The organism is Bradyrhizobium sp. SZCCHNRI3052 (assembly GCF_032484895.1).
Classification (GTDB): domain Bacteria; phylum Pseudomonadota; class Alphaproteobacteria; order Rhizobiales; family Xanthobacteraceae; genus Bradyrhizobium.
The window spans coordinates 76,378-102,593 of the sequence record NZ_JAUETW010000004.1 but is presented as its reverse complement, the minus strand read 5'-3'; the positions used below and the strand labels follow the sequence as shown (position 1 = coordinate 102,593).

The following is a 26,216-nucleotide window of genomic DNA, read 5'->3' as shown; positions in this document are numbered from 1 at the left end:
GTGCCCGGCGTCACCAGCCCAGCATCGTTCGCGCTGCACAACGCAAATGCCGTTTCATGTGGCAGGCCGGCGTTCAAATCCCGTTGCGTCGCCGTCGCAACGCGATCATTCTTATGATGGCTGGCATCTATCCGGTGGGTCCCAGCGAATCGATAAAACCGAACTTCGCCGTAAGCGAAGTCGCACGCCGGGCGGGGAAGAAACCAAATGCCCAATCTCACCATCAACGGGCGGACCATGTCCGTCGACGCGGCGCACGACACGCCGCTGCTATGGGTCATCCGCGAGCAGTTGCAGATGACCGGCACCAAGTTCGGCTGCGGCGCCGGGCTGTGCGGCGCCTGCACCGTGCATGTCAACGGCGAGGCCGTGCGCTCGTGCCAGACCATGGTCGGCGACGTCGCGAACAAGAAGATCACCACCATCGAGGGGCTGTCGCAGAAGGGCGATCATCCCTTGCAGAAGGCGTGGATCGCCGAGCAGGTGCCGCAATGCGGCTACTGCCAGTCCGGCCAGATCATGCAGGCGGCCTCGCTGCTCGCCAAGACCACGAGCCCGACCAAGGAGGAGATCGTCGCGCATATGGACGGCAATCTCTGCCGCTGCATGACCTATTCGCGGATTCAGAAGGCGATCCAGCGCGCCGCGTCCGAAATGCGCACCGCGTCCAACTCGAGCGACCGGAGAGCGACATGAACCAGCACGTCAAAACCAATTCCTCGGTCGCGACCGATCTCAGCCGCCGCTCCTTTCTGGTCGGCACCGCCGCCACCGGCCTCGTGCTCGGCTATGCCGGCCTCGCCGACAGCGCACTGGCGGCCGCGGCGCCGGCCAATTTCGAACCCAGCGTCTGGTATGCGATCGCGCCGGATGGCCTGGTCACCGTGACCTGCGGCAAGGCCGACATGGGCCAGCACATTGCGTCCACCATGGCGCAGATCGTCTGCGAGGAGCTCGGCGCGGCCTGGAAGGACATGCGGGTCCAGCTCGCCTCCAACGATCCGAAGTTCAACGATCCCGTGCTCGGCGCCCAGATCACGGGCGGCAGCTGGAGCACGATGATGAACTTCGATGCCATGAGCCGCGCCGGCGCCGCGGGCCGCATCGCGCTCACCGAGGCCGCTGCGACCGCGATGGGCGTGCCGGCCAAGGAGCTCGTGGTGCGCGACGGCGTCGTGATGCATCCGAAGTCCAAGAAGCAGATGAGCTACGCCGAGATCGTCAGGAGCGGCAAGATCACCAAGAGCTTCACGCCTGACGAATTGAAGGCGCTGACGCTGAAGACGCCCGATCAGTACACGATGATCGGCGTCTCGGTGCCGCAGCTCGACATTCCCTCCAAGACCAACGGCACGGCGAAATATGGCATCGATACGATGCTGCCGGGCATGGTCTACGGCAAGGTCGTCACGCCGCCGGTGCGCTTCGGCGCGACGGTCACGGCGGTCGACGACTCCGAGGCCAAGAAGGTGCCGGGCTTCATCAAGGCGGTGACGCTCGACGACAAGACCGGCTCGACCTCGGGCTGGGTGGTGGCGGTCGCCAACACCTATGCCAACGCCAGGAAGGCGGCGGACGCGCTCAAGATCAGCTATGACAAAGGCCCCTATGCCAATGTCAGCACCGACACCATCATCACCGAGGCGATGCGGCTGCAGGCGCAGGACGATGCCGGGCAGTTCTTCGTCAAGGACGGCGATCCAGTTGCAGCGATGTCGGGCGCGGCCAAGGTGCTGGAGGCGGAGTACACCACCAGCATCAACATCCATGCGCCGCTGGAGCCGATGAACGCGACCGCCGAGTTCAAGGGTGACATCCTGCACATCTACACCGGCAATCAGTTCGCGACCCGTTCCGGCGCGATTGCGGCGGCTGCGGCCGGGATCGATCCGAAATACGTCGTGATGCACCAGGCCTGGCTCGGCGGCGGCTTCGGCCGCAGGCTCGATGCCGACATGATGGTGCCGGCGGTGCAGGCGGCCAAGGCGGTCGGCAAGCCGGTCAAGGTGATCTACTCCCGCGAGAACGACATGACGATGGACTACTCGCGGCCGCTCACCTACCAGAAGGTCAAGGCCGGGCTCGACAGCAACGGCAAGCTGATCGCGCTCAGCCATGACGTCGTCTCGGCCTGGCCGACGGCGCGCTGGGGCATCCCGGACTTCCTGTCGCCCTCGGTCGACAAGAAGGGCCCGCTCGACTCGTTCACGGTCAATGGCGCCGACTTCTTCTACACCGTGCCCAATCACCATGTGCGCGCGATCAAGAACGAGCTCGCGCATAATGCGACGCCATCGGGACAACTCCGTTCGGTGGCGCCGGGTTGGACGTTCTGGGCGGTCGAGAGCATGATCGACGAGATCGCGGTGGCCTCGGGGCAGGACCCGGCGCAGTTCCGCATTGCGCTGCTCGACGGCAAGGGCAAGAACGACGGCGGCGCGCAGCGATTGCGCAACACGCTGCTGGCGGCGATGGGCCTGTCCGGCTACGGCGCCAGGAAGCTCCCGCCAGGCGAAGGCATGGGCGTCTCCTGCGTTTCATCGCAGGAGCGTGCCACGGCGAGCTGGACGGCGTGCGTCGCCCATGTCGCGGTTGCGCCCACGGGCGCGGTCACGGTGAAGAAGCTCACGGTGGCGACCGATGTCGGCACCCAGGTGCATCCCGACAACATCCGCGCCCAGGTCGAGGGCGCGGCGCTGTGGGGGCTGTCGCTGGCGATGTACGAGAAGGCGACGCTGAAGGACGGCGGCATCGAGCAGACCAATTTCGACAGCTACACGCCGCTGCGGATGAGCCAGGTGCCGGAGGTCGCGATCGCCGTGATCGCCAATGGCGAGAAGGCGACCGGCGTCGGCGAGCCTGCGGTGACCGTGGTCGCGCCGGCGCTCGGCAACGCCATCTACAATGCCTGTGGCGCGCGGCTGCGCTCGCTGCCGATCACCGCCGCAGCGGTCAAGGCGGCGATGAAGGCCTAGCGTCGCCGCGAGACCATTCCTGTATCTGGGAACCGCCGGAGCTCGTCTCCGGCGGTTCTTTTTTGCGCTGCGGTCAGGTTCCCGCGCGGCACGATTTGAATGATCCCCTTAACGTCTCGCTCACCTGAAACGATACAGCTTGAATGATCGGCTTAAGCCGCGACGAACCCGTATCCCGGTAACTTGCATGGGCAGCAAACCGCAGGGGGCGAGCACGTATGAGCGCGACAGCCAAGCAGACCGTGACCCAGACCGCGAACAGGCGCCATCTCCTGCTCGCGTCGGATCGCGGTGACCAGAGCAGCGAGCTGGCGCGCATCCTGCGCTCGGTCGGCGACGTCGACATGATGCCGACCACCGAAATCCCCGAGAACCCCGGCAACCGCTTCTCCGGCGTCATCGTCGACATCAACCTGCGTTCGCCCGAGAGCGTGCAGCGGGTGCGCAAGAAGCTGTCGTCACGCGCCTATAGCGACGTGCCGCGGCTGTTCGTGCTCGCGGAGGCGCTGCACCACGCCACCATGCAGGCATGGGCGCTCGGCGCCACCGATACCATCGCGCGGCCGTTCAGCCCCGCCGACGTGCTGCAGCGCATCCGCTCGGCGCTTCCCGCCGACGACGGCTATGACGAGACCGATCGCGGCAAGCTGCTCAATCGCGGCGTCGAGGCCGCGCAGGCCATCATGGTCAAGATCTTCGAGAAGCTGCCCACCGGCGCGCATCTGACGATGGAGGACATCGTCGCGGCCGAGAACAAGATCCTGAAGGCGATCAAGCACTCCTCGCTGCGCGAATGGATGACCGTGGTCGGCTGTCATCACAACGACACCTATCGGCATTGCCTGTTCGTGACCGGCCTTGCGGTCGGCTTCTCGATTCATCTGGGCATGCGCGACGACGACCAGCGCCGGCTGGTCCGCGCGGCGCTGCTGCACGACGTCGGCAAGGCGTTCATCCCGGTCGCGATCCTCGACAAGCAGGGCAAGCTGACGGCGGAAGAGATCGCGCTGCTTCGCCAGCATCCGCGCCGCGGCTACGAGGCGCTGTGGCGGCAGGGCGGCTTCCCGCCGGAGATGCTCGACGTCATCCTGCATCACCACGAATTCCTCGACGGCTCCGGCTATCCCGACGCGCTGCACAACGAGCAGATCAGCGACATCGTGCGCCTCACCACGATCGTGGACATCTACGCCGCGCTGATCGAGCACCGCGCCTATCGGCCGGCCTTCACCCATGCGCGCGCGTTCCAGATCATGGAGAACATGGGCCCGAAGCTCGACCAGCAGCTGCTACAGGCGTTCCGCCCGGTCGCGATGGGCGCGCATTGACGCGATCGCCTGAGAGCGCATCCATCGCCCGAGGGTAGCCGCTCGACGCAAGTGCATCTCGGCCGAGGCGCACTATCCTACCCGCCAATCGGTGAAAGGCGGGAGGAGCAGCATGGGCGCAGCCGAACAGGCCGGCGAGGTCATTCCCGGGCACATCGCCGCCGCGCTGGTCGATCCGGCCTGTTATGCCGACCACCGCATCCATGATGCCTATCGCTGGCTGCGCGCCAACAATCCGCTCGGGCGGGCCGAGCTCGATGCGTTCGATCCGTTCTGGGTGGTGACGCGGCACGCTGACATTCTCGCCATCAGCCGTCAGAACGATCTGTTCCACAATGCCGACCGTGCGACCACGCTGACCAACAAGGCGGTGCTGGAGCGCGTTCACAAGATTACCGGCCAGCCCAATCTCGTGCGTTCGCTGGTGCAGATGGATGCGCCGGACCATCCGAAATATCGCGCGCTGACGCAGGGCTGGTTCATGCCGGCCAACATCGCCAAGTTCGAGCCGCGCATTCGCGAGATCGCGCGGGCGACCGTCGGCCGCATGGCGGCGAAGGCCGCGGCGAATGGCGGCGTCTGCGATTTCGTCGCCGACGTCGCGCTCCATTATCCGCTGCACGTGATCATGGAGATTCTCGGCGTGCCGGAGGAGGACGAGCCGCGCATGCTCAAGCTGACGCAGGAGCTGTTCGGCCCGCAGGATCCGGACACGGCGCGGGTGCGGGAGGCGCTGTCGGCCGAGGTGTTCGCGGCGATGCTGCAGGCGGTGGTGGCCGATTTCGCCGCCTACTTCCAGCGCATCACCGAAGACCGCAAGGCTCATCCGCGCGACGATCTCGCCACCGTCATTGCCAACGCCAGGATCAATGGCGAGGACATGCCGCTGCACGACCGCACCAGCTACTACATGATCGTGGCGACCGCGGGTCACGACACGACGTCGTCGTCCACGGCAGGCGCGATCTGGGCGCTGGCGGAAGATCCCGAGCAGTTCGCGCGCGTCAAAGCCAATCCCGAGCTGATCCCGGGCCTCGTCGACGAGGCGATCCGCTGGATGACGCCGGTCAAGCATTTCATGCGCAGCGCCACCGCCGACACCGAGCTCGGCGGACGCAGGATCGCCAAGGGCGACTGGCTGATGCTGTGCTACGCGTCCGGCAATCGCGACGAGGCGGTGTTCGAGCAGCCCGACACGTTCCGCTGTGACCGCAAGCCGAACCGCCACGTCGCGTTCGGCTATGGCGCGCATCTCTGCCTCGGCCAGCATCTTGCCAAGCTCGAGATGCGCATCCTGTTCGAGGAACTGCTGCCGCGGCTCACATCGCTGTCGCCGGCGGGGCCGGTGCTGATGACGCGGGCAACGTTCGTGAACGGACCAAAGAAGCTGCCGATCCGCGTCACGATGGGCTGACGCGGCGCTCAATCCAGCAGCTTGCGCAGCTCCGCCTTTGCGACCTTCTCCAGGGTCGAGCGCGGCATCTCGTCGACCAGCTTGACCTCGCGCGGCACCTTGAAGTCGGCGAGCCCGGCGCGGCAGGCGGCCAGCACCTTCTCGGGCAGTTCGTCCCGCGCGATCCCGGGCTGCGGGATCACGAACGCGACCGGCACCTCGTCCAGCATCGGATGCTTCCTGGCGACGACGGCGGTCTCGCGTACGCCGGGCACGGTGATGATGACCTGCTCGATCTCGGACGCCGCGACGTTCTCGCCGCCGACCTTGAGCATGTCCTTGGTGCGATCGCCGAACTTGATGAAGCCGTCGGGCAGGCGCGTGACGCGGTCGCCGGTCAGGAAGAAGCCGTCGGCATCGAAGCTCGTGCGCGTCGCTTCGTCGTTGTAGAGATATTCGGCGAACAGCGACAGGCCGGGCACGCCCTTGATGGCGAGATTGCCGGTGGCGCCGACCTCGGTCGGCCGGCCGTCATCGTCGGTGATGCGGATGGTGTATTCCGGCGCCGCGCGGCCGATCGACATCGGCGCGTTCGGCTGATCGACCTCGCCGACGATGCCATGGGTGATGGTCTCGGTCATGCCCCACCAGCCGATGATCTTGATGCCGAACTTGGCGAAGGCGGGCGGCTCGGACACCGCCGTGCCCCACAGCCGGAACTTGTGATGCTTCGGTACCTCCTGGTCGAGCAGCGCCTTCATGCAGAACGGGATGGTCGAGGTCCAGGTGCTGCCATGCTCGAGCGCCGCGCTCCAGAACCGGCGCGCGGAGAAGCGCGGCTGGATCACGCAGGTCGCGCCGACCCAGAGTGTGGCAAGCATCGAATAGGCCAGCGCGTTGGTGTGGAACAGCGGCAGATAGGTCTGGTGCACGTCGCCCTGATGCAGATCCTCATGGACGGCGTTGACCTTGGCGCCCCACAGCGCGTTGGCATGCGTCCACAGCACCGCCTTCGGCCGCGATGTCGTGCCCGAGGTGTATTGCACGCTGCACGGCGCCAGCGGATCGGCCGGCCGCCGCGGCCGATCGGCGCTGTCGGCAAACAGCGCTTCGAAGCGCTCGCCTCGTTCGACGGCCGACGCCTCCGCCTGACCCGGATCGTGCGAGATCACGGCGATCCATTTGAGACCGCGGCAACGCGCTGCGATCATCTCGGCATAGGCGGGCTGCGTGATCGCAGCCACCGCGCGACAGTGCTCCGCGAAATAGCTCATCTCGGCGGCTGCCGAGCGCGTGTTGGTCGTGACGGCGAGCGCGCCCAGCTCAACGCAGGCAAACCAGGCAAGCATCGCCTCGATGCAATTGTCGAGATGGATCAGCACGGCATCGCCGGGCTGCACGCCGCGCTTAGCCAGCCCGGCCGCCAATGCGCCGACACGCTCGTGAAACGCGCCATAGGTCCAGCGGCGCGCCGGTGCATCGAACGGCGCCGAGATCAGGAACGGATGATCGCGCCGGGTGTCGCTGCGCAGCTTCAACAGCCACGGCACGTCCATGCCGTCGAACGGCGTCACCGTGCCCGCTGCCATTGTCGTTCCCTTCATCTTCGCTCCCGTCGTTCTTGAGTACGGCCTGTCTCCGGCCGCTTCGTTCTCGTCGTCATCTTCTGCCACCTTGCGTCGCCGCGATCAAATCGGGATTGAACCCGTCTCCGTTCGCGGGCGACCAATGGCGCGGCAAGACACGCCCGGAGGTTTGCATGCAGGCCGAGCCACGACCATGGCGGCTGCCCGATGCCCGCTATTTCCAGATCGCGGCATTGGCGACGCTGCTGGCGATCAATTTCGCCATGATCGATTTCGGCGCGCGTCCCGCAGCGAGCGTGGTCGCGGTCGCCATGGCGCTGCTCGCGCAAGTGGTCTGCTGCCGCATCTCCGGCGCGCCGCTCGATCTCAAGTCACCGCTGATCACCGGCCTGTCGCTCAGCCTGCTGTTGCGCGCCGACGCGCTGTGGCTGCATGCGGCGGCAGCCGTGATCGCCATCGGCTCGAAATTCGTGCTGCGCGTCGACGGCAAGCACGTGTTCAACCCGGCGGGGCTGGCGATCGTGGTGCTGCTGTTCAGCTCCAAGGGCGTGTGGATCTCGCCCGGCCAATGGGGGACGGAGATCTGGTTCGCGAGCCTCGCCGGCTTCTTCGCGATCCTGGTGCTCGGCGCCTCCCGACGCGCGGACATCGCAGTCTATTTCTTCGCCAGCCATGCCGCACTGCTGCTGCTGCGTGCCGCCTGGCTCGGCGATCCCCTGGCGATTCCGCTGCATCAGTTGCAGAGCGGCTCGCTGCTGATCTTCACCTTCTTCATGATCTCCGACCCGCGCACCTCGCCGGACTCGCGCGTCGGCCGGCTGCTGTTCGCGCTGAGCGTTGCGGTCGCGGCGCACTACCTCACCTTCGCCATGCAGATGCGGCCGGCGCTCTACGTGTCGCTGATCGCGCTGTCGCCGCTCACGCTGCTGCTCGACCGGCTCGTCCCTGAGACCCGCTTTTCCTGGCGTTCGCCCGTTCCCGAAGGAGTGTCGACATGACCCTGCGTTACAGCAAGCTCTTCCGCACCGGCGTCGCGGCCGCCGCGATCCTGGCGAACGCAGCGATGGCGCCCGCGAATGCCTTTTGCGGCTTCTATGTCGCCCAGGCCGACGCGAAGCTGTTCAACCAGTCATCGAAGGTCGTGCTGGCCCGCGACGGCGAGCAGACGGCGATCACGATGGCCAGCGACTTCGAGGGCGACGTGAAGGAGTTCGCGGTGGTCGTCCCCGTGCCGACCTTCATCGAGCGCAAGCAGATCGGCGTGGTCGAGCCGAAGACCATCGACCATCTCGACAAATACACCGCGCCGCGGCTGGTCGAATATCATGATGCCGATCCATGCGCGCCGGTCGTCGTTGCGGCGCGGGCGATGCCGGCGGCGCCGATGATGGCAGGCGCTGTCTACGAAATGACCCGGCGGAACTACGGCGTCACCGTCGAGGCCAGCTACGACGTCGCCGAATACGACGTGCTGATCCTGTCGGCGCAGGAGAGCGACGGACTGACGCGCTGGCTGACCGACAACGACTATCGCATCCCGCAAGGCGCCGAGGCCGTGCTCGGCAGCTACATCAGGCAGGGCATGCGGTTCTTCGTCGCGAAGGTCAATGCCGAGCGGATGAAGGGGATCGGCAACGGCTCCCTGCGGCCCCTGCAGGTGCGCTACCGGAGCGCCAAGTTCATGGTGCCGCTGCGGCTCGGCACGGTCAACGCCAGGGGACCGCAGGACCTGATCATCTATGCGCTCACCAGGAGCGGCCGCATCGAGGCGGCCAACTATCGAACGGTGAAGATCCCATCCGATATCGATGTTCCGCTCTATGTGAAGGACGAGTTCGGGCCGTTCTACAAGGCGCTGTTCGAGCGGGCGGTCGCGCGCGAGAACATGCAGGCGGTGTTCGTGGAATATGCCTGGGACATGGGATGGTGCGACCCCTGCGCCGCCGATCCCATGAGCAACAAGGAACTGGTCGAGCTCGGCGCGCGCTGGATCGGCAGCGACGATGACACCGCCTTCAGTCTCCGCCGGGGCACGGCCGGAGCCAGCGCCTTCGTGACCCGGCTGCACGTGCGCTACGATGCGAAGTCCTTCCCCGAGGACATCGTCTTCGCCGAGACCAAGGACCGCAGCAATTTCCAGGGTCGCTATGTCCAGCACCATCCCTGGCGCGGCGAGGCGTCCTGTGCCGCGGCGAAGACCTACCGGGACAGTCTCGCCGCGCGTTTCGCCACGCAGGCGACGGATCTCGCGCAACTGACCGGATGGTCGCGCAGCGAGATCATCGCGAAAATGGACAAGAGCGGCGAGACCGTGACGAAATGACCTAAGGGCGGCCTCGGCTCAATCCTGATACGACGAGATCTCGATCAGGCTGCCGTCGGGGTCGCGGCAATACACCGACCGCAGCGTGCCGCGCGCGCCCTGCTTGGCGACCGGGCCTTCCTCGATGGCGATCCCGAGCGCACTGAGATGCGCCACCACCTCGTCGGGGGTGCTGGTGGTGAGGAAGCAGAGGTCGTCGCTGCCGGCCGCGACATGGTCGGCCGTGAACCAATCGACCTTGTCCGCGTCCTTCGGTCGCACGTTGATCTTCTGGTTCCCGAATAGCAGCGACGTGCGCCTCGCCTTGCCTTGTCCGGGATCGAACACCTGGACCGTCATGCCCAGCACCTGTTGGTACCACGCCGTCGTGCGGTCCACGTCGGCGACATTGATGACCAGATGATCGAGCGCATCGACCTTGACCGGCATGGGCTCTTCCCTCCTGATGGGGCATCGATCTCGCCGCAATCGCGGCACTCTGCTACAATCGATCCCGGCGGCTCGTTAACCGCCGCTCAACGATAATGCCTGAGGAAACGCATGATTTCACGTCGTACCGCGCTTGGTCTGATCGCCTCCGCCGTCCCGTCCATCGCTGGCGTTCGCAAGGCGTCCGCGGCCGACTATCCCACCCGTCCCGTCCGCTTCGTGGTGGGTTATCCTCCGGGCGGCGCGACCGACATCCTAGCGCGGCTGATCGGCCAGCGGCTGTCCGAGACGCTCGGTCAGCAGTTCATCGTCGAGAACAAGCCGGGGGCCGGCAACAATATCGGCACCGATGCCGTCGTGAACGCGGCGGCCGACGGCTACACCGTGCTGCTGGTCAATCCGGCCAACTACATCAATGCGAGCCTCTACACCAATCTCAAGTTCAACTTCGTCCGCGACATCGCGCCGGTGGCCTCGTTCAACCGCGTCCCCAACGTGATGACCGTCAACAAGGACATCGAGGCCAAGAACGTCGCCGAGTTCATCGCCTATCTCAAGGCAAACCCCGGCAAGGTGAACATGGCCTCGTCCGGCAACGGCACCTCGGTGCATCTGTCGGGTGAGATGTTCATGGCGATGACCGGAACCAAGATGCAACACGTGCCCTATCGCGGCGCGGCGCCCGCGATCACCGACATGCTCGGCGGCCAGGTGCAGGTCATCTTCGACAACATGCCCTCCATCATCCAGCACATCCGCTCCGGCTCGTTGCGAGCGCTCGGCGTCACCACGCAGCAGCGTTCGCCGCAATTGCCGGACGTCCAGGCCGTCGCCGAGACCGTACCCGGTTACGAGGCGAGCGCGCTGTTCGGCATCGGCGCGCCGAAGAACACGCCAAAGGAGATCGTCGAGAAGCTCAACAAGCAGGTCAACACCATCCTGGCCGAGCCCGAGATCAAGGCCCGTCTGGTCGATCTCGGCGGCGAGCCGCTGATCCAGTCGCCGGAGCAGTTCGGCGCCCAGATCGCCGCCGAGACCGAGAAGTGGAAGAAGGTCGTCGAGTTCGCCGGCCTGAAGGTCGAATGAGTCGACCTGGCGACGCCGCAATCGCTGGGCCGCGTGCCGCGACGGGTCTTCGATGAGGCGCCGGCCCGCGAGACGGGCGTCGAGGGCTGAAGGTGACGTGCCGCGCATGCGACACGTCACGGCCTTGGTTGGTGATCCGTTCCGCCGATTTGTCGTTTTTTGACCATGCCGGTGTGGTGCAACCCTCCGGCCAAAAGAGGAACAGATCATGCGCAAGGTTATGATGATGGCAGCCGGCCTCGTCGGCGTTGCACTTGGTGGCGGTATCGCGCCGGCCTCCGCAGGCGGTTACGACTATCCCTGGTGTGTGCAGGGCCGAGGCGTCGGTTACCCCGGCGACTGCTCCTATCAGACCTTCGAGCAATGCCGGGCGAGTGCCTCCGGGCGCAATGCAGGCTGTGGCATCAATCCGCGCGTCGCGTTCGATCCTGCCCGCCGCGGCCCCTCGGTCTATGTCGACATGCCGCCGCCGCGCCGCGTGCACCGCTATCAGTATTACTGACGCCTCTACGGAGCGGGTCGGCACGCGCGGCCAAGCGGCTGACGCAGGCGCGCTTCCGGAATCGCGCGGGCTTGCATCGACTTTGCGTTCGTATATACTTTGTATTGCAAAGTTAAACGAGCCGTTCCGGGCCTCAGGTGAGACATGCGCGACCTCGATAAGGCGCTGGCGGACATCATCGCGATCCGCAGCCAGCTTGCGGCGGGCACGGCATTTCGCGGCTACGGGCCGGCGACGATGGCCGCGACCTCGGCCGTAGCGCTGGTCACTGCGCTGCTTCAGCAGCTGTTTCTGCGCGACCCGACGGCCGACGCGTGGACGTTCCTGCTCGGATGGGCGGCGGCAGCCTGCGTGTCGCTGACGATGATCTGGTTCGAGATGCGGGCGCGGTCGCGCCGGCATCATTCCGGCCTTGCGGACGCGATGATTCATCAGGCGGTCGAGCAGTTCCTGCCAGCGGGCATCGCTGGCGTCCTGCTCGCGGTGCTGCTGTGGAAGTTCGCGCCGGAGGCGCTGTGGATGCTGCCGGGCCTGTGGCAGATCCTGATGTCGCTCGGCGTGTTCGCGTCGGTGCGCTCGCTGCCACGCACGGTGGCGCTTGCCGGGGCGTTCTATTTCATGGCCGGCTTCGCCGTGCTGCTGGTCGGCAGCGCCACGCATGCGCTGTCGCCATGGACGATGGGGCTTCCGTTCGCGATCGGACAGGGGCTGATGGCGGGCATTCTGTATTTTGCGACCGGAGAGTCCGATGTCGAAGACTGACGGCAGCGCGCCGTTCTCCTATGACGGCCTCGATCGCGTCATCCACGAGAAGGCACGGCTCGGCCTGCTCACCTCGCTGATGGCGCACCCGAAGGGTCTCGCTTTTGCCGACCTCAAGCAGCTCTGCGGGCTGACGGACGGCAATCTGTCCCGCCATCTGCAGGTGTTGCAGGAAGCCGGTCTCGTCGAGGTCACCAAGGGCTATGAGGGCAATCGCCCACATACCACCTGCCGGCTGACCAAGGCGGGACGCCGCCGCTTCCTCGATTATCTCGCCGTGCTCGAGCGCCTCGTCCGCGACGCCGCGGCGGCTGCCGGCAAGGAACATACGCCATCGTCGGTCGGCCTGATCCCGGGCCGCATCTGAATCGCGCATCGCACTTTTTCGACCTGGAGCTTTGCAATGCAAAGTAGTCTGCAACCTAAATCGCCTGCTGTGGTGGATGGCCTGCATGTCGGCATCATCATGGACGGGAACGGCCGCTGGGCGACGCGCAAGGGCCTGTCGCGGCTGCGCGGGCACGAGGCGGGGGTCGAGGCGATCCGGCGCGTCGTCGAAGCCGCGCCCGACCAGGGCATTGGGACGCTGACGCTGTATGCGTTCTCCAGCGACAATTGGCGACGCCCACGTGCCGAGGTCGCCGCCTTGATGGCGCTGTTGCGGGTCTATCTCGCCAGCGAGGTGGAGTCGCTGGTACGCAACGGCGTCCGCCTCACCGTGATCGGCCGTCGCGACCGGTTGCCCGGCGGCATCGCCGACGCGATCGGCCGGGCCGAGGCGGCAACCCGCGACGGCAGCACCCTGCATCTGCGCATCGCCGTCGACTATTCGGCGCGCGACGCGATCCTCGAGGCCGCGGCGAAGGCCCGCGAAATCGACGGCCTGACGCGTGCGGCGTTCTCCGACCTCGTGACCGGCGAAGCCGGCTTGCGCGACGTCGATCTGATCATCCGCACCTCCGGCGAGCAGCGCCTGTCCGATTTCCTGCTCTGGGAAGGCGCCTATGCCGAGCTGCATTTCACCCAGCGGATGTGGCCCGATTTCGATGCCGCAGATCTCGCGCAGGCGCTCGCCTCGTTCCGCAGCCGCGAGCGCCGCTTCGGAGGACTCGAGGCGGTGCCGCTGGCGCCGGCACCGGTCGCCTGACGACGGCCCAATCTTTCCGCACATCGGGGAATCATCTACCGCTTGCAGCACGAGCGCAGAGATCCCCTGATGAAGCACAAGCAGCGCCGGCCTGCCGGCAAGCCTCCGGTCAGATCCGGATCGATGGGCCACACCGATACGCCCGATGCGCTGTGCGCCGCCGCGCTGCGGCTGCTGCGCGCCGGCCGGCTCGCGCAGGCCGAGGATGCGTGCCGCCGCGCGCTGACGCTGGACGCGGCCTCGCTCGACGCGCTGCGTGCGATGGGACAGGTCTGCCTGGCGCTCAAGCGCGTCGATGATGCGATCGAGTGGTTTGCCCGCGCCGTTCGGCAGGACATGTCCGCAGCGGAGTCCTTCGTCGGCTTGGCGCAGGCGCTGCGGGGCTCCGGCCGCGTCGATGAAGCGATCAAGGCCTATGATCGCGCGCTGCAGCTGCAGCCGGACGCGATCGAGAGCTGGGATGCGCTTGGCGAACTGCTGCAACTGAGGCAGCGACACGCCGAGGCGGCGCTGGCCTGTGACCGGCTGCTGCAGCTCGCGCCCGATCGTGCTGCGACCTGGTTTCGTCTCGGCGAGGTGCTCGAAGCCCAGGGCCGGCGTGACGAGGCGGCGCTGGCCTTCGATCAGGTGGCGCAGCTCAAGCCAGATCACGTCGAGGCGGCCAACAAGGCCGGAGCGCTTCATTTCGATGCCGGCCATTACGAGCAGGCCATCTCGCGCTTCGGGCAGTCGCTGGCAGTGATGCCGGATCAGGCGGGTGTGCTGTACCTGAACGGCATCGCGCTGCGGCGGCTGCGCCGCTACCAGGAAGCCGAGACTCTCGGCCATCGCGCGCAGGTGCTGGCGCCCGACAATCCCGACTTCGCCAATGGCTATGGATGCATCCTGCAGAACCTCGGCCGTCACGATGACGCCGTCGCCATGTTCGACAAGGCGATCGCGCTCCGGCCGCAGACCGCGGATTTCCACAATCATCGCGGCACGTCGCTGGCCGAGCTGCATCGCTTTGCAGAGGCGTTCGAAAGCTTCGATCGCGCCGTCGCGCTGAAGCCTGATCTGGCCGATGCGCATTGGAACGCGGCGCTGTTCCGGCTGTTGACCGGCGACTTCGCCCGTGGCTGGGCGGCGCGCGAATGGGGACGAAAATGTCGCGCCGTCGGCTTCGTCGAGCGCAGCTTCGAGGCGCCGCTGTGGCTTGCGGACGCGCCCCTCGCCGGCAAGACGATCCTGCTCCATAGCGACGAGGGGCTCGGCGACACGATCCAGTTTTCGCGCTACGCCGCCCTGGTGGCCGCGCAGGGCGCGCGCGTCGTGTTCGAGGTGGACGCGCCGCTGCAGCCGCTTCTGTCCGGCCTGGACGGCGTGGCGCAGTGCCTTGCCCGCGGCATCGATGCGCTGCCTGCCATCGACTATCACTGCCCGCTGTCGAGCCTGCCGCTCGCCTTCGCCACCCGGCTCGACACCATCCCTGTTGCGCCGTGCTATCTGCCGCGCCCTCCCGAGGCGCGCCGGGCGATCTGGGAACAGCGACTCGGTCCGCATGACCGCTTGCGGGTGGGCCTGGTCTGGTCGGGCAACCCCGCGCATCTCAACGATCACAACCGTTCGATTCCGTTGCCGACGCTCGCGCCGCTGCTCGAGACCGGCGCGCGGTTCGTTAGTCTGCAGAAGGAGCCTCGGCCGTCCGACAAGGCCGCGCTCGCCGCGCGCGACGACATTCTCGATCTCACCGCTGACATCCGTGACTTCGTCGATACGGCGGCGCTGATCGACAATCTCGACCTGGTCATCACCGTCGATACCAGCGTGGCGCATCTGGCCGGCGCGCTGGGCAAGCCGACCTGGATCTTGCTGCCCTTCACGCCGGACTATCGCTGGCTGCTCGGCCGTGACGACAGTCCCTGGTATCCGAGCGTGCGGCTGTTCCGCCAGGACGCGCGACGTGACTATGCCGACGTCGTCGCGCGCGTGCGCGAGGCGCTCGCCGCACAGCTCGCGACGGTCAGCGTGTGCTGAACGTTTGAGCATCAACGACGCCATAACTGAAACGTGATCGGCTGGCTGAGCCGCCGGCACGTGCCGCCCGATGGCGATTGAGCTGCGTCAACGGATTTCTGCGTGCGTATGGCACACGGTACGCCTGCTTCAGCGACGAAGGCGTTTTTGGAATGAATCAGCAGGAATCCGAGCTTGTCAGTGACATCCGGCCTGTTCGGGATGCGCATGCTGCGCCCGGCGCTGTCGTTCCCTCGTCGGCGGTGCCTGTTCCCGTGTCCCATCAGCCGCGGCGCAGGTGGGCGTTGTGGCCGTTTCTGCTGCTCGTGCTCGCCGTCGGGGCAGCCGGTGGTGGCGGCTACGTCTGGTGGCAGCGCCTGCATCCGCCGCTGCCGGTGGGCATCAGCGTCAGCAACGGCCGCATCGAGGCTGACGAGATCGACATCGCGACCAAATATGCCGGGCGCGTTGCCGAGCTGCGCGCCGATATCGGCGATCGCGTCGAGGCCGGGCAGATCGTGGCGCGGATGGACACGAAGGAGCTGCAGCAATCGCTGTCGAAGGCGCAAGCCCAGGCCGAGCAGGCGCAGCACGTCGTCGACCAGGCCCGTGCCAATCTCGCGCAACTGCAGGCGCAGAAGACGCTCGCCGAGCAGGAGATGGAGCGCACCCGCAGCCTGCTGCAGAGCGGCTGGACCACACGCGAGCTGGCCGATCAGCGCCAGCAGGCGCTCGACAATGCGACCGCCGGCCTTGCCGGCGCGCAGGCGCGGATTTTCGAAGCCGAACGCGGGCTCGAAGCGGTTCGTCACGACGTCGCGCTCTACACCGTTCAGATCGCCGACAATTCCTTGATCGCGCCGAAGCCCGGCCGCATTCAATATCGTCTCGCCAATGTCGGCGAAGTTCTCGCCGCCGGCGGCAAGGTCTTCACCATGCTGGACATCGGCTATGTCTACATGGACGTGTTCCTGCCGACCGAGGAGGTCGGCAAGGTCAAGATCGGCACCGAAGCGCGGATCGTGCTCGATGCCTATCCGGATCGTCCGATCCCGGCGAAAGTTGCGTTCGTGGCGAGCCAGGCGCAGTTCACGCCGAAGACGGTCGAGACCCGCAGCGAGCGTGACAAGCTGATGTTTCGCATCCGTGTACGAGTCGATCCGGACAGACTGGCTGCGCATGCCGATGCCGTGAGGAGCGGATTGCCGGGCGTGGCGTATGTCAGGTGGAATCCCGACGTCGCATGGCCGGCGCGTCTGCAAGTCTCGCCATGATGGCCGACATGATCGGCGATGCGTCTCCGGTCGCGATGGTCAGGAACGTCTCGCAGCGCTATCGCGGCGTGATCGCGCTCGACAACGTCTCGATCGACATTCCCGCCGGCCGCGTGGTCGGGCTCATCGGTCCCGATGGCGTCGGCAAGTCGTCGCTGCTGTCGATCCTGGCCGGCGCGCGCGCGATCCAGGACGGGCAGGCGCGCGTGCTCGGGGCCGACATGACGGACCGGCGCGCCCGCACGCAGGTGTGTCCGCGGATCGCCTACATGCCGCAGGGTCTCGGCAAGAATCTCTATCCTGATCTCAGCGTGCGCGAGAACATCGCGTTCTTTGCCCGGCTGTTCGGCCAGTCGAGGTCCGAGCGCGACTGGCGCATCGCCGAGCTGATGGCGGCGACGGCGCTGTCCGATTTCGCCGACCGGCCGGCAAAAAAGCTGTCCGGCGGCATGAAGCAGAAGCTCGGCCTGTGCTGCTCGCTGATCCATGATCCCGATCTGCTCATCCTCGACGAGCCGACCACCGGCGTCGATCCGCTGTCGCGCCGGCAGTTCTGGGACCTGATCGACCGTCTGCGCGCGCGCAGCGCGGCGGGCATGAGCGTCATCGTCGCCACCGCCTATATGGAGGAGGCGGAGCGTTTCGACTGGCTGATCGCGATGAACGACGGGCGCATCCTCGCGACCGGCACGCCGACGGAGCTCAAGGCGCAGACCCACGCGGCGTCGATCGAGGACGCGTTCGTCGCGCTGCTGCCCGACCGGCCGGCGCGCGACCGCGCCGAGATGCCGGCCAAGTCCGAGCTCGACGGCAGCCACGAGACCGTGATCGTCGCGCGCGACCTGACCTGCCGCTTCGGCGATTTCACCGCGGTCGACGGCGTGAACTTCCAGATCCGCAAGGGCGAGATCTTCGGCTTCGTCGGCTCCAACGGCTGCGGCAAGACCACGACGATGAAGATGCTGACGGGGCTGCTGCCTCCCAGCGCCGGCGAGGCGCTGATCTTCGGCCGCTCCATGGAGGCCGGCAATCATGAATCGCGCAGCCGCGTCGGCTACATGTCGCAGGCGTTCTCGCTGTATGGCGAGCTCACCGTGCGGCAGAACCTGGTGCTGCATGCGCGGCTGTTCCATCTGCCGCTGGCCGCTGCCGGGAAGCGGATTGCCGAACTGGTCGAGCGCTGCGACCTCACCGACCATATCGACAGCCTCGCGGCCGATCTTCCCCTCGGCATCCGCCAGCGCCTGTCGCTCGCGGTGGCGATCGTCCACGGACCCGATCTGCTGATCCTGGACGAGCCGACGTCGGGCGTCGATCCGGTCGCGCGCAATCAGTTCTGGCGCCTGCTGATCGAACTTTCGCGTCAAGATGAGATGACGATCTTCGTCTCGACGCATTTCATGAACGAGGCGGCGCGTTGCGACCGGCTGTCGCTGATGCATGAGGGGCGGGTGCTGGCGACCGACACGCCGGACGGCCTGATCCGCGCCAAGGGCGCGCAGACGCTGGAGCAGGCGTTCATCGCCTTCCTCGAGCAGGATGCCGGCGTCGCCGATCCGCCGGTCACGCTGACCCAGGCGCGACCCTATCCACGCCCCGCCGATCGGCCGCGGGACGAGCAACGGCAGGCCGCCGTCAGCCCGCGGCGGCTGCTCGCCTATACGATCCGCGAAGGTCTCGAGCTGATCCGTGACCCGATCCGGCTGATGTTCGCGCTGTTCGGAACGGCGTTCCTGATGATCGTGATCGGCTTCGGCATCTCCACGGACGTCAACAACCTGACCTTCGCCGCGCTCGACCGCGATCAGTCGCCAGAGAGTCGCGCCTATCTGTCGGAGCTCAGAGGCTCGCGCTATTTCGTCGAAAGGCCACCGCTCGCCAACTATGCCGAGCTCGAACGGCGGATGAAGAGCGGCGACATCAAGGCCTCGATCGAGATCCCGCCGAACTTCGGTGTCGACATCAAGCGCGGCCGGCCGGCCTTCGTGTCGGCCTGGATCGACGGCGCGATGCCGTTCCGCGCCGAGACCATCCGAGGCTACCTCGAAGGCACGCATCAGCTCTATCTCTCCGATCCCGCCGTCAAGACGACGCAGCCGTTGCCGGCCTCGCCGGTCAATGTCGAGATCAGGTTCAAGTACAACCAGTCCTTCGACAGCATCTACGCGATGGCCCCAAGCACGATCGCACTGCTGCTCGCGCTGTTTCCGGCCATCCTGATGGCGCTCGCGGTCGTGCGCGAGAAGGAGCTGGGGTCGATCACCAATCTCTATGTCACGCCGGTGACGCGGCTCGAATTCCTGCTTGGCAAGCAGCTGCCTTACATCGCCGTCGCGCTGGTGAATTTCGCGCTGATGTACGTGATGGCGATGGTCCTGTTCCGAGTCCCGCTCAAGGGCGCCTTTCTGCCGCTGATGGTCGGCACCTTGGTCTACGTCGTCACCACGACCGGCTTCGGCATGCTGATCTCGACCTTCTGCCGCACCCAGATCGCGGCCCTGTTCGGGACCGCGATCCTGACCGTGCTGCCGGCCACGCAATTCTCGGGCATGCTGGTCCCGGTGTCGTCGCTGTCCGGCGTGGCCAAGCTGATCGGCATGGTCTTCCCGATGACGTACTACCGCCCGATCGCGGTCGGCACCTTCACCAAGGGGCTGGGCTTTGCCGATGTCGGCGCCGACATCCTGATCCTTTTGATCTTCATTCCCGTCCTGACCGGGTTCAGCCTGGCGATGCTGCCGAAGCAGGAGGCGTGAGCCATGATGCGCTCGCTCTCCAACGTGTTCTGGCTCGGAACCAAGGAGCTGCGTAGCCTGTTCGGCGACGTCGTGCTGATCGGGCTCGTGATCTATTCGTTCACCGTGGCGGTGATCAGCCAGGCGCAGAGCAGTTCGCAGGAGCTGCATCGCGCCTCGATCGCCGTCGTCGACGAGGACAGCTCCGAGCTGTCGCGCCGGATCGCCAGCGTATTCCAGCTGCCTTACTTCCAGCCGCCTGTCTACATCAGCCAAGGCGAGGTGGAGCGGCTCATGAACAGCGGCCGCTTCACGTTCGTGCTCGACATCCCGCCGAATTTCCAGCGTGACGTCCTTGCCGGGCGCAAGCCGTCGGTGCAGGTGAACGTCGATGCGACCGCGATGATCCAGGCGGGAATCGGATCCGGCTATGCGCTGCAGATCATCAATACGGAGGTCGCCTGGTTCGTCGCCCGCTCCGAGACATCCTCGTCCGCCCCGGTCAACCTGGTGACGCGGATCGCGTTCAATCCCAACGTCACGACGGCCTGGTTCGAAGGCGTGATGGGCATCATCAACAGCGTCACCATGCTCGCGATCATCCTGGCCGGCGCGGCGCTGGTGCGTGAGCGCGAACATGGCACCATGGATCATCTGCTGGTCATGCCGCTGTCGCCCTTCGAGATCGCGATGTCGAAGATCTGGGCCAATGCGCTGGTGATCGCGGTCGCCGTCGCCATCGCGCTCTACGCCGTCGTGCGGTGGTATCTGCGCGTGCCCATCATGGGCTCGATCCCGCTGTTCATGGTGGGCACCGTGCTGTATCTGTTCTTCGCGACCGCCGTCGGGCTGTTTCTCGGCACCATCGCGCGGTCGATGCCCCAGCTCGGTCTGCTCTATATCCTCGTCGCCGTGCCGATGAACCTGTTGTCGGGCGGGATGACGCCGGTGGAAAGCCAGCCGGTGTGGCTCGCCACCATCATGAAGGCATCGCCGTCGACGCATTTCGTGTCGTTCGCCCAGTCGATCCTCTATCGCGGCGCCGGCATCGATGTCGTCTGGCCGCAATTCGCAGCGGTGGCCGCGATCGGCGCGGTGGTCCTGGCGTTGACCTTGCGCCGCTTCCGGGCGGCGATCGCGGCGGCCTGAGCCCGCCATCGACCCCAACAAAAAAGCCTCGGCACTGGGCCGAGGCTTTTCCTTGAATGGCGTCGCTATGGATGACGACGATCAGTAGCGCGCGGCCGCCGGGCCGCCAAACTTGTAGTTCACGCCGACCCGGACCGTGTGGAATGAGAAGTCCTGGGACAGGCGCTCGACGTAGTTCGAGCCGGGCGGGGCGAAGGTGCTGCCCGGGACGTAGGCCGAGGTGTAGTTGATGCTGCCGAGGTCGGTGTAGAGATACTCTGCCTTGACGGTCCAGTTCGGTGCGAACGCATGCTCGACACCCGCGCCGACGGTCCAGCCGACCCGGGTCTCGTTGGCCGAGGCGGTCTTGGTGTAGCCGTTTGCCGAGGTCAGATCCCAGCTGCCCTTGACATTGCCGACCGCGAGACCGCCAGTGACGTAGAACAGCGTCGTATCGACCGCGTAACCGGCGCGGCCGCGCAGGGTCATGAACCAGTCGTTCCGGATGCTCTCGTTGAAGGTGCGGGTCGTGGGCGGGTTGGCCGCCGTGTAGACAGTCCGCTTGTTGAGGTCCGATCCGTTGATGTCGGCCTCGATGCCGAAGACGCCGGCGCCGCTCTGCCAGTTGTAGCCGGCCTGGAGACCGCCGAGCACGCCGGCCGGATTGAGCCGGTTGTTGCTGATGTTGACGAACTCATTCTGGAAGGCGGCGCCCTCGACCGCCCAGCTGCTGGTCTGGTCCAGCGTCGTGTTCAAGTTCGACCGGCCCCAGCCGTAGCCGACGCTGCCGCCGAAGTAGAAGCCGGTCCAGTTGTAGATCGCGACCGGAGGGGGAGCCTTGGTGTAGCGGGCCGGCAGATCCGCGGCGAATGCGCCGAGCGAGCTGGCGAGGAGCAAAGAGACGGCTGAGGCAAGGGTTTTCATCGGTCACAATCCTCAATCAAAATCAGCAACATTGAGACAAGCTTTTCTCACAATTCGGCCGATTAGGCTGTAGTTCAACTACAACACTCGTGAGCGTAAGTATCTGTGACGACGTCACTTTCCGCGCGTGTGGTCTTAACCTTAAGTCATTGTAAATCCGACGAGGCGGTCAACTGATACCGAGCCGTTTCGACGAAGCGGACAATCGGCCGCACCGCGTTAGTCAAGGATTCGCCAACCATCCGGGCACGCGGTCTTGCCCGCTAACGATTTCGCAAATCGGGCGCGTGCACCTTCGGCGCGTCCTGGGGGACGGAGAGGGGAGAGCATCATGATGATGAATGGGGAAGCGGTTCTCGAGAACGTGCGGCGCTATCGGACCATCGCCTCCTTGTACCGCCAGACTGCGGCATTTCGCCCACATCAGCGTGACTCGCTGCTGGCGCAGGCGGCCGAATGGGAAAGCCGTGCGGTCGCCGAGCTCGAGGATTATTTCGTCGCTCGCCAGGCACCGTCGCAACCGCCGGCGAACATCAACTACAATATCGGCCATCACGGGGGCTCCTACCGGCCGTCGCACCGGCAGATGGCGGCCGCGTAGTTCTTCGGGCACAGCGCGTCATTCCTGCGGCGCGATCGGCGCCCGAGCGACAGTGAGGGAGTTGTCACAGCGCGTCTCCATTTCATCCGCAGGCCGGGGTCTGGCGCAGGACTTGCTGGGTCTGATGTCAGCTCCGCCATGGATGGACCTGAATGAGATCGCTCGGGCGCGACCGCGGCATGTGTGCCTGGGACGATTTCGCCCGGTCGTCGACCGATGCCCGGCTGTCGCTGGCGCAGGCGCGATCGGGGCAAATTCCGCCATTCCTGCTGCTATCGGTGCCCGGCATGAGCGCCGGCGAGCATCGCCTTTGCTCCGAGCTGTGGACCCGCGACCGGATCGCCGCCAGCAGCGCCGAGCGGGCGCGGCTGGATTTTCGCTTCGATCTGACATTCCGCGACAAGCTTCGTGTCGGATACCTTTCAAACGACTTCCACGACCACGCCACGGCGCATCTGCTGATCGAAGCGCTCGAGGCGCATGACCGCGATCGCTGCGAGCTGCATGCGTTCTCGTTCGGCGCCGACGATCGCGGCGCCATGCGGGGCCGGCTGCACGCCGTCTTCGACGGCTTCCATGATGTGACCGCGCAGAGCGACAGCGCCGCTGCGGCCGCGGTGCATGCCGCGCAGATCGATATTCTGGTTGACCTCAAGGGCTATACGCGCGGCGCCCGGACCGGCATCCTGATGCTGCATCCGGCGCCGGTCCAGGTGAATTTCCTCGGCTATCCCGGGACGCTGGGCGGCGACATCTGCGACTACATCATCACCGATCCGTTCATGACGCCGCTGGCCGTTGCGGGCGATTATTCGGAGAGTTTTGCCTACATGCCGCATTCGTACCAGCCGCACGGCCGGGCGGCGCTGGGCGCGGCGCCGACCCGTGCGGAGGTCGGCCTGCCGGACGCCGGCATCGTGTTCTGCTGCTTCAACCAGGCCTACAAGTTCACGCCCGCGGTGTTCGACCTGTGGTGCCGCCTGCTCGACGCGACGCCGGACAGCGTGCTGTGGCTGCTGGCGTCCGATCGGGCCGAGGGCAATCTGCGCGGCGAGGCGCTTCGGCGCGGCGTGGCGCCCGGTCGCCTGGTGTTCGCGCCGGAAACGACGCAAGGCGAGCATCTGCGCCGGCTCCAGCTCGCCGATCTCGTGCTCGACACCGCGCCCTATGGCGCCCACACCACGGCGAGCGACGCGCTGTGGGCCGGCGTGCCGATCGTGAGCTGCGCCGGGGATACGTTTGCCTCGCGGGTGGCTGGCAGCCTGTTACATGCGGTCGGATGTCCCGAGCTCATTGCATCGGACGAGGCCGACTATCTGGCGGTGGCGCTGACGCTCGCCGCCGAGCCGGATCTGCTGCGGGCGGCCAAGGCCAGGCTCTGGCGCAACCGGCCGGCCGCGCCGCTGTTCGACGCTGCCGCCTATGCCCGGTCGCTGCAGGATCTCTACGACCAGATGTGGCACCGCCGCAGCAGCGGCGGCGCGCCAGGGCCGATCTGGGCGTCGAAGTCTTGAGCAGGGACGAGGCGGGCTTGCTGCGCCTTACTGCGTCGCCATGCGTCCGGCAGCGAGGATCCCGATCAGGGCCGTCAGCGCGCCGACGCTGGTCGCGTTGATTGCGACGGGCGACCCGTAATTGGAGTTGGCGACCTTCATCAGCGGCGCGCCAAGGCGGGCATCGATCAGCAGATAGGACACGAATGGCAGTCCCAACAAAGGCAACGACATCAGGCGCTCCGCTGGCCTGAACAGCAGCGCGCCGAGCAGGGCGCAAGGCAGCAGGAACAGCTCGACGCCGCTCTGCGCGCCGAACAGCTTGACGGAGAACACCGTGTTGGCCGTGCCGGTCAGGACCATCAAGGCGCGGCCGGCGAACGGATTGCGCCGCGCGAGCATCGGCACGCTGGCGAACAATGGCGTCGTGAGCAGCGTCAGCCAGGCCGGCCACGCCGCCGCGCCCACGATGGCATGGAGATAGAGCGGATAGAACGGCTGGTTGGAGACGATGATCAGCGCGACCTTGGCGGCGATGTCGGACTGCGGGTCATCGGCCGACGCATAGGCCTGCACGGCGGCCAGCCCGCGTGAAAACATCTCAGCCATTCAAGTCCCTCAGCTCCGCAAGAAGGTGCGCATCACCGGCCCGGAAACGCGCGCGCCTGCAGGCCGGATCATGCGTCGCGCATCGCACGGTCAAGAGTTCAGGGCGGTCCGCAGCATGCGTGCGAGATCGGCGCTCTGATACGGCTTGGTGAGCAGCAGCACACCGGCATCGAGGCGGCCGTGGTGAACGATCGCGTTCTCCGTATAGCCCGACGTGTACAGCACCTTGAGGCTGGGACGCCGCTTCAGCGCCTCGATCGCGAGCTGGCGGCCGTTCATTCCGCCGGGCATGATGATGTCGGTGAACAAAAGATCGATCCGCGTCGCGCTGTCGATCAGCGCCAGCGCCTCGTCGGCCTTGCTAGCCGCGAGCGTCGTGTAACCGAGCCGCTTGATCTGGGCGATGACATATTCGCGCACCAGCGAATCGTCCTCGACGATCAGGATCGTCTCGTCGCCGCGCTCCATGCCCTCGGCGCCGATGGTCGACAGTGCCGCATCGGCATCGGCATTGGCCTGCGGCAGGTACAGCTTGACCGAGGTTCCGTGCCCCGGCTCGCTGTAGATCTTGATGTGACCGTTGGACTGCTTGACGAAGCCGTAGACCATGCTGAGGCCGAGGCCGACGCCCTTGCCGACGTCCTTGGTGGTGAAGAACGGCTCGAACACCTTGTCGAGCAGGTTGGCGGGAATGCCCTCGCCGGTGTCGCTGACCGCGATCATCACGTAGTTGCCGGGGATCACCTCCGGGTTCATGCGCGCATAGGCGGCGTCGAGCAGCACGTTCTTGGTTTCCAGCGTGAGCTTGCCGCCGTTCGGCATGGCATCGCGCGCGTTGAGCGCGAGGTTCAGGATCGCGGTCGACAGCTGGCTGGGGTCGATCATCGCCGGCGCCGAATCGTGCGCCAGCATGGATTCGATCTCGATCTGCTCGCCGAGCGTCCGGCGCAGCAGGCGCGCGGTGTCGACCACCATGCCGTTGATGTCGACGCTGCGCGGCTGCAGCGGCTGGCGGCGGGCGAACGCCAACAGGTGCTTCGTCAGGTCGGCGCCGCGCGCCGCCGCCGAGTTGATCAGGCTGGTGATCTGCACCAGCTGCGGCCGGTCCTTGACCGCCTCGGCCAGGATCTCGATGGTGCCGGTGATCACGGTGAGGATGTTGTTGAAGTCGTGGGCGACGCCGCCGGTGAGCTGGCCGATCGCCTCCATCTTCTGCGCCTGCCGCACCTGCGCCTCCGTGGCCTCGATCTCCTGGAACCGCCGGACCATGGCTTCCGCACTGCGCCGCTGCCGCGTCTCCTCCTCGAGTTGCGCATAGGCGTTCCGCAGCTCGGCGCGGGACGGCATCGTCAGCACCCGCGGCAGCAGCAGCAACAGCGCGGCGGCGATGCCGACCGACAGGAAGGCCAGGAAGCCCTTGGTGGCCGCCTCCAGGCTGTAGGCCGGAACCCAGATCGTGAGCACCTCGATCAGCCGTGTCAGCCCGCAGACGGACACCCACAGCGCGAAGGCCCAGAAGATGTAGCTGAACTGAAAGTCGCGGCGGCGATAGACGATGAAGGCGAGCACGAACGCGATGGTGAAGAAGGCGAAGGAGATGAGGATGTCGGACACCGTGTTCACCCAGATCAGCTCAGGTGTCCACAGCAGGCACTCGCCATGCGGCGTGAGCATCGACATGTCCGATATCCCCAAAAGTGTGGCCGACGGACCGTGTCGCCCCCGCGGCGCGGTCGGTTCCCTTAGCAGATCATCGAATTTCCGTTGAGCACACAAGGGTCCTGACTGTCGCGACGCGCACATTTGGTAGAGGGGCACCGCAGGGATAGTAGGCCCTCGCGCGTCGACGCGGATTGCGCACGGCCGAGCCTGTGCCTGGAGCTCCGCTCGACATCTGAGGCTTGACGATGTGTACCGATCGGTATA

22 protein-coding genes are annotated in these 26,216 nt (G+C 66.2%); 17 read left to right on the top strand and 5 right to left on the bottom strand.

Annotation, left to right across the window (positions count from 1 at the left end; genetic code table 11):
• Window positions 1-207: 207 nt before the first annotated feature.
• From QW887_RS14075 to QW887_RS14060, 4 genes are all read left to right on the top strand, one after another.
• On the top strand, window positions 208-696 hold the full coding sequence (locus QW887_RS14075; RefSeq protein WP_316194634.1) for a (2Fe-2S)-binding protein: 489 nt from the start codon (window positions 208-210) through the stop codon (window positions 694-696).
• Window positions 693-2,975, top strand: coding sequence for a xanthine dehydrogenase family protein molybdopterin-binding subunit (locus QW887_RS14070; RefSeq protein WP_316194633.1), 2,283 nt, complete (start codon window positions 693-695; stop codon window positions 2,973-2,975). The genes QW887_RS14075 and QW887_RS14070 overlap by 4 nt, the downstream gene beginning before the upstream one ends.
• Window positions 2,976-3,193: 218 nt before the next feature.
• Entirely contained in the window at window positions 3,194-4,303 is a 1,110-nt protein-coding gene (locus QW887_RS14065; protein WP_315715034.1) for an HD-GYP domain-containing protein, read from the top strand.
• A gap of 112 nt (window positions 4,304-4,415) precedes the next feature.
• The gene (locus QW887_RS14060; RefSeq protein WP_316183721.1) at window positions 4,416-5,717 is read left to right on the top strand and encodes a cytochrome P450; all 1,302 of its coding nucleotides are present in this window, start codon (window positions 4,416-4,418) and stop codon (window positions 5,715-5,717) included.
• An 8-nt stretch (window positions 5,718-5,725) separates the two neighbouring features.
• Here QW887_RS14060 and QW887_RS14055 read toward each other — a convergent pair whose 3' ends face one another.
• Window positions 5,726-7,300, bottom strand: coding sequence for an AMP-binding protein (locus tag QW887_RS14055; protein WP_316194632.1), 1,575 nt, complete (start codon window positions 7,298-7,300; stop codon window positions 5,726-5,728).
• Window positions 7,301-7,455: 155 nt separating this feature from the next.
• Here QW887_RS14055 and QW887_RS14050 point away from each other — a divergent pair, with 155 nt between their 5' ends.
• Both QW887_RS14050 and QW887_RS14045 read left to right on the top strand, forming a co-directional pair.
• Window positions 7,456-8,280 (top strand): RnfABCDGE type electron transport complex subunit D, encoded by an 825-nt coding sequence (locus tag QW887_RS14050; protein ID WP_316173565.1) that lies wholly within the window; start codon window positions 7,456-7,458, stop codon window positions 8,278-8,280.
• Window positions 8,277-9,605 carry a DUF2330 domain-containing protein gene (locus tag QW887_RS14045; RefSeq protein WP_316173567.1) on the top strand — a complete coding sequence of 443 codons (1,329 nt, stop codon included), beginning with the start codon at window positions 8,277-8,279 and terminating at the stop codon, window positions 9,603-9,605. The genes QW887_RS14050 and QW887_RS14045 overlap by 4 nt, the downstream gene beginning before the upstream one ends.
• A gap of 18 nt (window positions 9,606-9,623) precedes the next feature.
• Here QW887_RS14045 and QW887_RS14040 read toward each other — a convergent pair whose 3' ends face one another.
• Window positions 9,624-10,034, bottom strand: a complete 411-nt coding sequence (locus tag QW887_RS14040) for a VOC family protein (protein ID WP_316166328.1) — start codon at window positions 10,032-10,034, stop codon at window positions 9,624-9,626.
• A gap of 111 nt (window positions 10,035-10,145) precedes the next feature.
• Here QW887_RS14040 and QW887_RS14035 point away from each other — a divergent pair, with 111 nt between their 5' ends.
• The 9 genes from QW887_RS14035 to QW887_RS13995 all read left to right on the top strand — a co-directional run bounded on the left by QW887_RS14035 (window position 10,146) and on the right by QW887_RS13995 (window position 20,684).
• Window positions 10,146-11,120, top strand: a complete 975-nt coding sequence (locus tag QW887_RS14035) for a tripartite tricarboxylate transporter substrate binding protein (RefSeq protein ID WP_316166327.1) — start codon at window positions 10,146-10,148, stop codon at window positions 11,118-11,120.
• A gap of 208 nt (window positions 11,121-11,328) precedes the next feature.
• Window positions 11,329-11,622: a DUF3551 domain-containing protein gene (locus QW887_RS14030; protein ID WP_315715041.1), complete on the top strand. Its 294-nt coding sequence runs from the start codon at window positions 11,329-11,331 to the stop codon at window positions 11,620-11,622.
• A gap of 144 nt (window positions 11,623-11,766) precedes the next feature.
• Window positions 11,767-12,384 carry a hypothetical protein gene (locus tag QW887_RS14025; RefSeq protein ID WP_315715042.1) on the top strand — a complete coding sequence of 206 codons (618 nt, stop codon included), beginning with the start codon at window positions 11,767-11,769 and terminating at the stop codon, window positions 12,382-12,384.
• Entirely contained in the window at window positions 12,371-12,751 is a 381-nt protein-coding gene (locus tag QW887_RS14020) for a transcriptional regulator (protein WP_315715043.1), read from the top strand. The genes QW887_RS14025 and QW887_RS14020 overlap by 14 nt, the downstream gene beginning before the upstream one ends.
• A 36-nt stretch (window positions 12,752-12,787) precedes the next feature.
• The gene (locus QW887_RS14015) at window positions 12,788-13,531 is read left to right on the top strand and encodes a di-trans,poly-cis-decaprenylcistransferase (protein ID WP_315715044.1); all 744 of its coding nucleotides are present in this window, start codon (window positions 12,788-12,790) and stop codon (window positions 13,529-13,531) included.
• A gap of 69 nt (window positions 13,532-13,600) precedes the next feature.
• On the top strand, window positions 13,601-15,547 hold the full coding sequence (locus QW887_RS14010) for a tetratricopeptide repeat protein (protein ID WP_316194631.1): 1,947 nt from the start codon (window positions 13,601-13,603) through the stop codon (window positions 15,545-15,547).
• A 152-nt stretch (window positions 15,548-15,699) separates the two neighbouring features.
• The gene (locus tag QW887_RS14005; protein WP_315715046.1) at window positions 15,700-16,800 is read left to right on the top strand and encodes an HlyD family secretion protein; all 1,101 of its coding nucleotides are present in this window, start codon (window positions 15,700-15,702) and stop codon (window positions 16,798-16,800) included.
• An 8-nt stretch (window positions 16,801-16,808) separates the two neighbouring features.
• Window positions 16,809-19,556 carry a ribosome-associated ATPase/putative transporter RbbA gene (gene rbbA, locus QW887_RS14000; RefSeq protein ID WP_315715417.1) on the top strand — a complete coding sequence of 916 codons (2,748 nt, stop codon included), beginning with the start codon at window positions 16,809-16,811 and terminating at the stop codon, window positions 19,554-19,556.
• 3 nt (window positions 19,557-19,559) lie between these two features.
• Window positions 19,560-20,684, top strand: a complete 1,125-nt coding sequence (locus tag QW887_RS13995) for an ABC transporter permease (RefSeq protein WP_315715047.1) — start codon at window positions 19,560-19,562, stop codon at window positions 20,682-20,684.
• Between the two features lie 81 nt (window positions 20,685-20,765).
• Here QW887_RS13995 and QW887_RS13990 read toward each other — a convergent pair whose 3' ends face one another.
• Window positions 20,766-21,587 carry a porin family protein gene (locus QW887_RS13990; RefSeq protein ID WP_315715048.1) on the bottom strand — a complete coding sequence of 274 codons (822 nt, stop codon included), beginning with the start codon at window positions 21,585-21,587 and terminating at the stop codon, window positions 20,766-20,768.
• 331 nt (window positions 21,588-21,918) lie between these two features.
• Between QW887_RS13990 and QW887_RS13985 the strand changes: the two genes are divergently transcribed.
• Window positions 21,919-22,188: a hypothetical protein gene (locus tag QW887_RS13985; protein ID WP_315715049.1), complete on the top strand. Its 270-nt coding sequence runs from the start codon at window positions 21,919-21,921 to the stop codon at window positions 22,186-22,188.
• A gap of 152 nt (window positions 22,189-22,340) precedes the next feature.
• The gene (locus QW887_RS13980) at window positions 22,341-23,702 is read left to right on the top strand and encodes a UDP-N-acetylglucosamine-peptide N-acetylglucosaminyltransferase (protein ID WP_315715050.1); all 1,362 of its coding nucleotides are present in this window, start codon (window positions 22,341-22,343) and stop codon (window positions 23,700-23,702) included.
• A gap of 27 nt (window positions 23,703-23,729) precedes the next feature.
• On the opposite strand, the gene QW887_RS13975 is transcribed toward QW887_RS13980, so the two are convergent.
• Window positions 23,730-24,290: a hypothetical protein gene (locus QW887_RS13975; RefSeq protein WP_315715051.1), complete on the bottom strand. Its 561-nt coding sequence runs from the start codon at window positions 24,288-24,290 to the stop codon at window positions 23,730-23,732.
• A gap of 90 nt (window positions 24,291-24,380) precedes the next feature.
• Window positions 24,381-25,970 carry an ATP-binding protein gene (locus QW887_RS13970; RefSeq protein ID WP_315715052.1) on the bottom strand — a complete coding sequence of 530 codons (1,590 nt, stop codon included), beginning with the start codon at window positions 25,968-25,970 and terminating at the stop codon, window positions 24,381-24,383.
• Between the last annotated feature and the right edge of the window lie 246 nt (window positions 25,971-26,216).

Excerpts from the sequence above, each read along its gene's own strand:
- QW887_RS14015 (WP_315715044.1), top strand. The coding sequence starts at position 12,788 with ATGCAAAGTAGTCTGCAACCTAAATCGCCTGCTGTGGTGGATGGCCTG.
- QW887_RS13980 (WP_315715050.1), top strand. The coding sequence starts at position 22,341 with ATGAGATCGCTCGGGCGCGACCGCGGCATGTGTGCCTGGGACGATTTC.
- QW887_RS14075 (WP_316194634.1), top strand. The coding sequence starts at position 208 with ATGCCCAATCTCACCATCAACGGGCGGACCATGTCCGTCGACGCGGCG.
- QW887_RS14045 (WP_316173567.1), top strand. The coding sequence starts at position 8,277 with ATGACCCTGCGTTACAGCAAGCTCTTCCGCACCGGCGTCGCGGCCGCC.
- QW887_RS14025 (WP_315715042.1), top strand. The coding sequence starts at position 11,767 with ATGCGCGACCTCGATAAGGCGCTGGCGGACATCATCGCGATCCGCAGC.
- QW887_RS13975 (WP_315715051.1), bottom strand. The coding sequence starts at position 24,290 with ATGGCTGAGATGTTTTCACGCGGGCTGGCCGCCGTGCAGGCCTATGCG.
- rbbA (WP_315715417.1), top strand. The coding sequence starts at position 16,809 with ATGATCGGCGATGCGTCTCCGGTCGCGATGGTCAGGAACGTCTCGCAG.
- QW887_RS14035 (WP_316166327.1), top strand. The coding sequence starts at position 10,146 with ATGATTTCACGTCGTACCGCGCTTGGTCTGATCGCCTCCGCCGTCCCG.
- QW887_RS14055 (WP_316194632.1), bottom strand. The coding sequence starts at position 7,300 with ATGAAGGGAACGACAATGGCAGCGGGCACGGTGACGCCGTTCGACGGC.
- QW887_RS14040 (WP_316166328.1), bottom strand. The coding sequence starts at position 10,034 with ATGCCGGTCAAGGTCGATGCGCTCGATCATCTGGTCATCAATGTCGCC.
- QW887_RS13985 (WP_315715049.1), top strand. The coding sequence starts at position 21,919 with ATGATGATGAATGGGGAAGCGGTTCTCGAGAACGTGCGGCGCTATCGG.
- QW887_RS13995 (WP_315715047.1), top strand. The coding sequence starts at position 19,560 with ATGATGCGCTCGCTCTCCAACGTGTTCTGGCTCGGAACCAAGGAGCTG.
- QW887_RS14050 (WP_316173565.1), top strand. The coding sequence starts at position 7,456 with ATGCAGGCCGAGCCACGACCATGGCGGCTGCCCGATGCCCGCTATTTC.
- QW887_RS14005 (WP_315715046.1), top strand. The coding sequence starts at position 15,700 with ATGAATCAGCAGGAATCCGAGCTTGTCAGTGACATCCGGCCTGTTCGG.
- QW887_RS13970 (WP_315715052.1), bottom strand. The coding sequence starts at position 25,970 with ATGTCGATGCTCACGCCGCATGGCGAGTGCCTGCTGTGGACACCTGAG.
- QW887_RS14010 (WP_316194631.1), top strand. The coding sequence starts at position 13,601 with ATGAAGCACAAGCAGCGCCGGCCTGCCGGCAAGCCTCCGGTCAGATCC.
- QW887_RS14070 (WP_316194633.1), top strand. The coding sequence starts at position 693 with ATGAACCAGCACGTCAAAACCAATTCCTCGGTCGCGACCGATCTCAGC.
- QW887_RS14060 (WP_316183721.1), top strand. The coding sequence starts at position 4,416 with ATGGGCGCAGCCGAACAGGCCGGCGAGGTCATTCCCGGGCACATCGCC.
- QW887_RS14020 (WP_315715043.1), top strand. The coding sequence starts at position 12,371 with ATGTCGAAGACTGACGGCAGCGCGCCGTTCTCCTATGACGGCCTCGAT.
- QW887_RS14030 (WP_315715041.1), top strand. The coding sequence starts at position 11,329 with ATGCGCAAGGTTATGATGATGGCAGCCGGCCTCGTCGGCGTTGCACTT.
- QW887_RS13990 (WP_315715048.1), bottom strand. The coding sequence starts at position 21,587 with ATGAAAACCCTTGCCTCAGCCGTCTCTTTGCTCCTCGCCAGCTCGCTC.
- QW887_RS14065 (WP_315715034.1), top strand. The coding sequence starts at position 3,194 with ATGAGCGCGACAGCCAAGCAGACCGTGACCCAGACCGCGAACAGGCGC.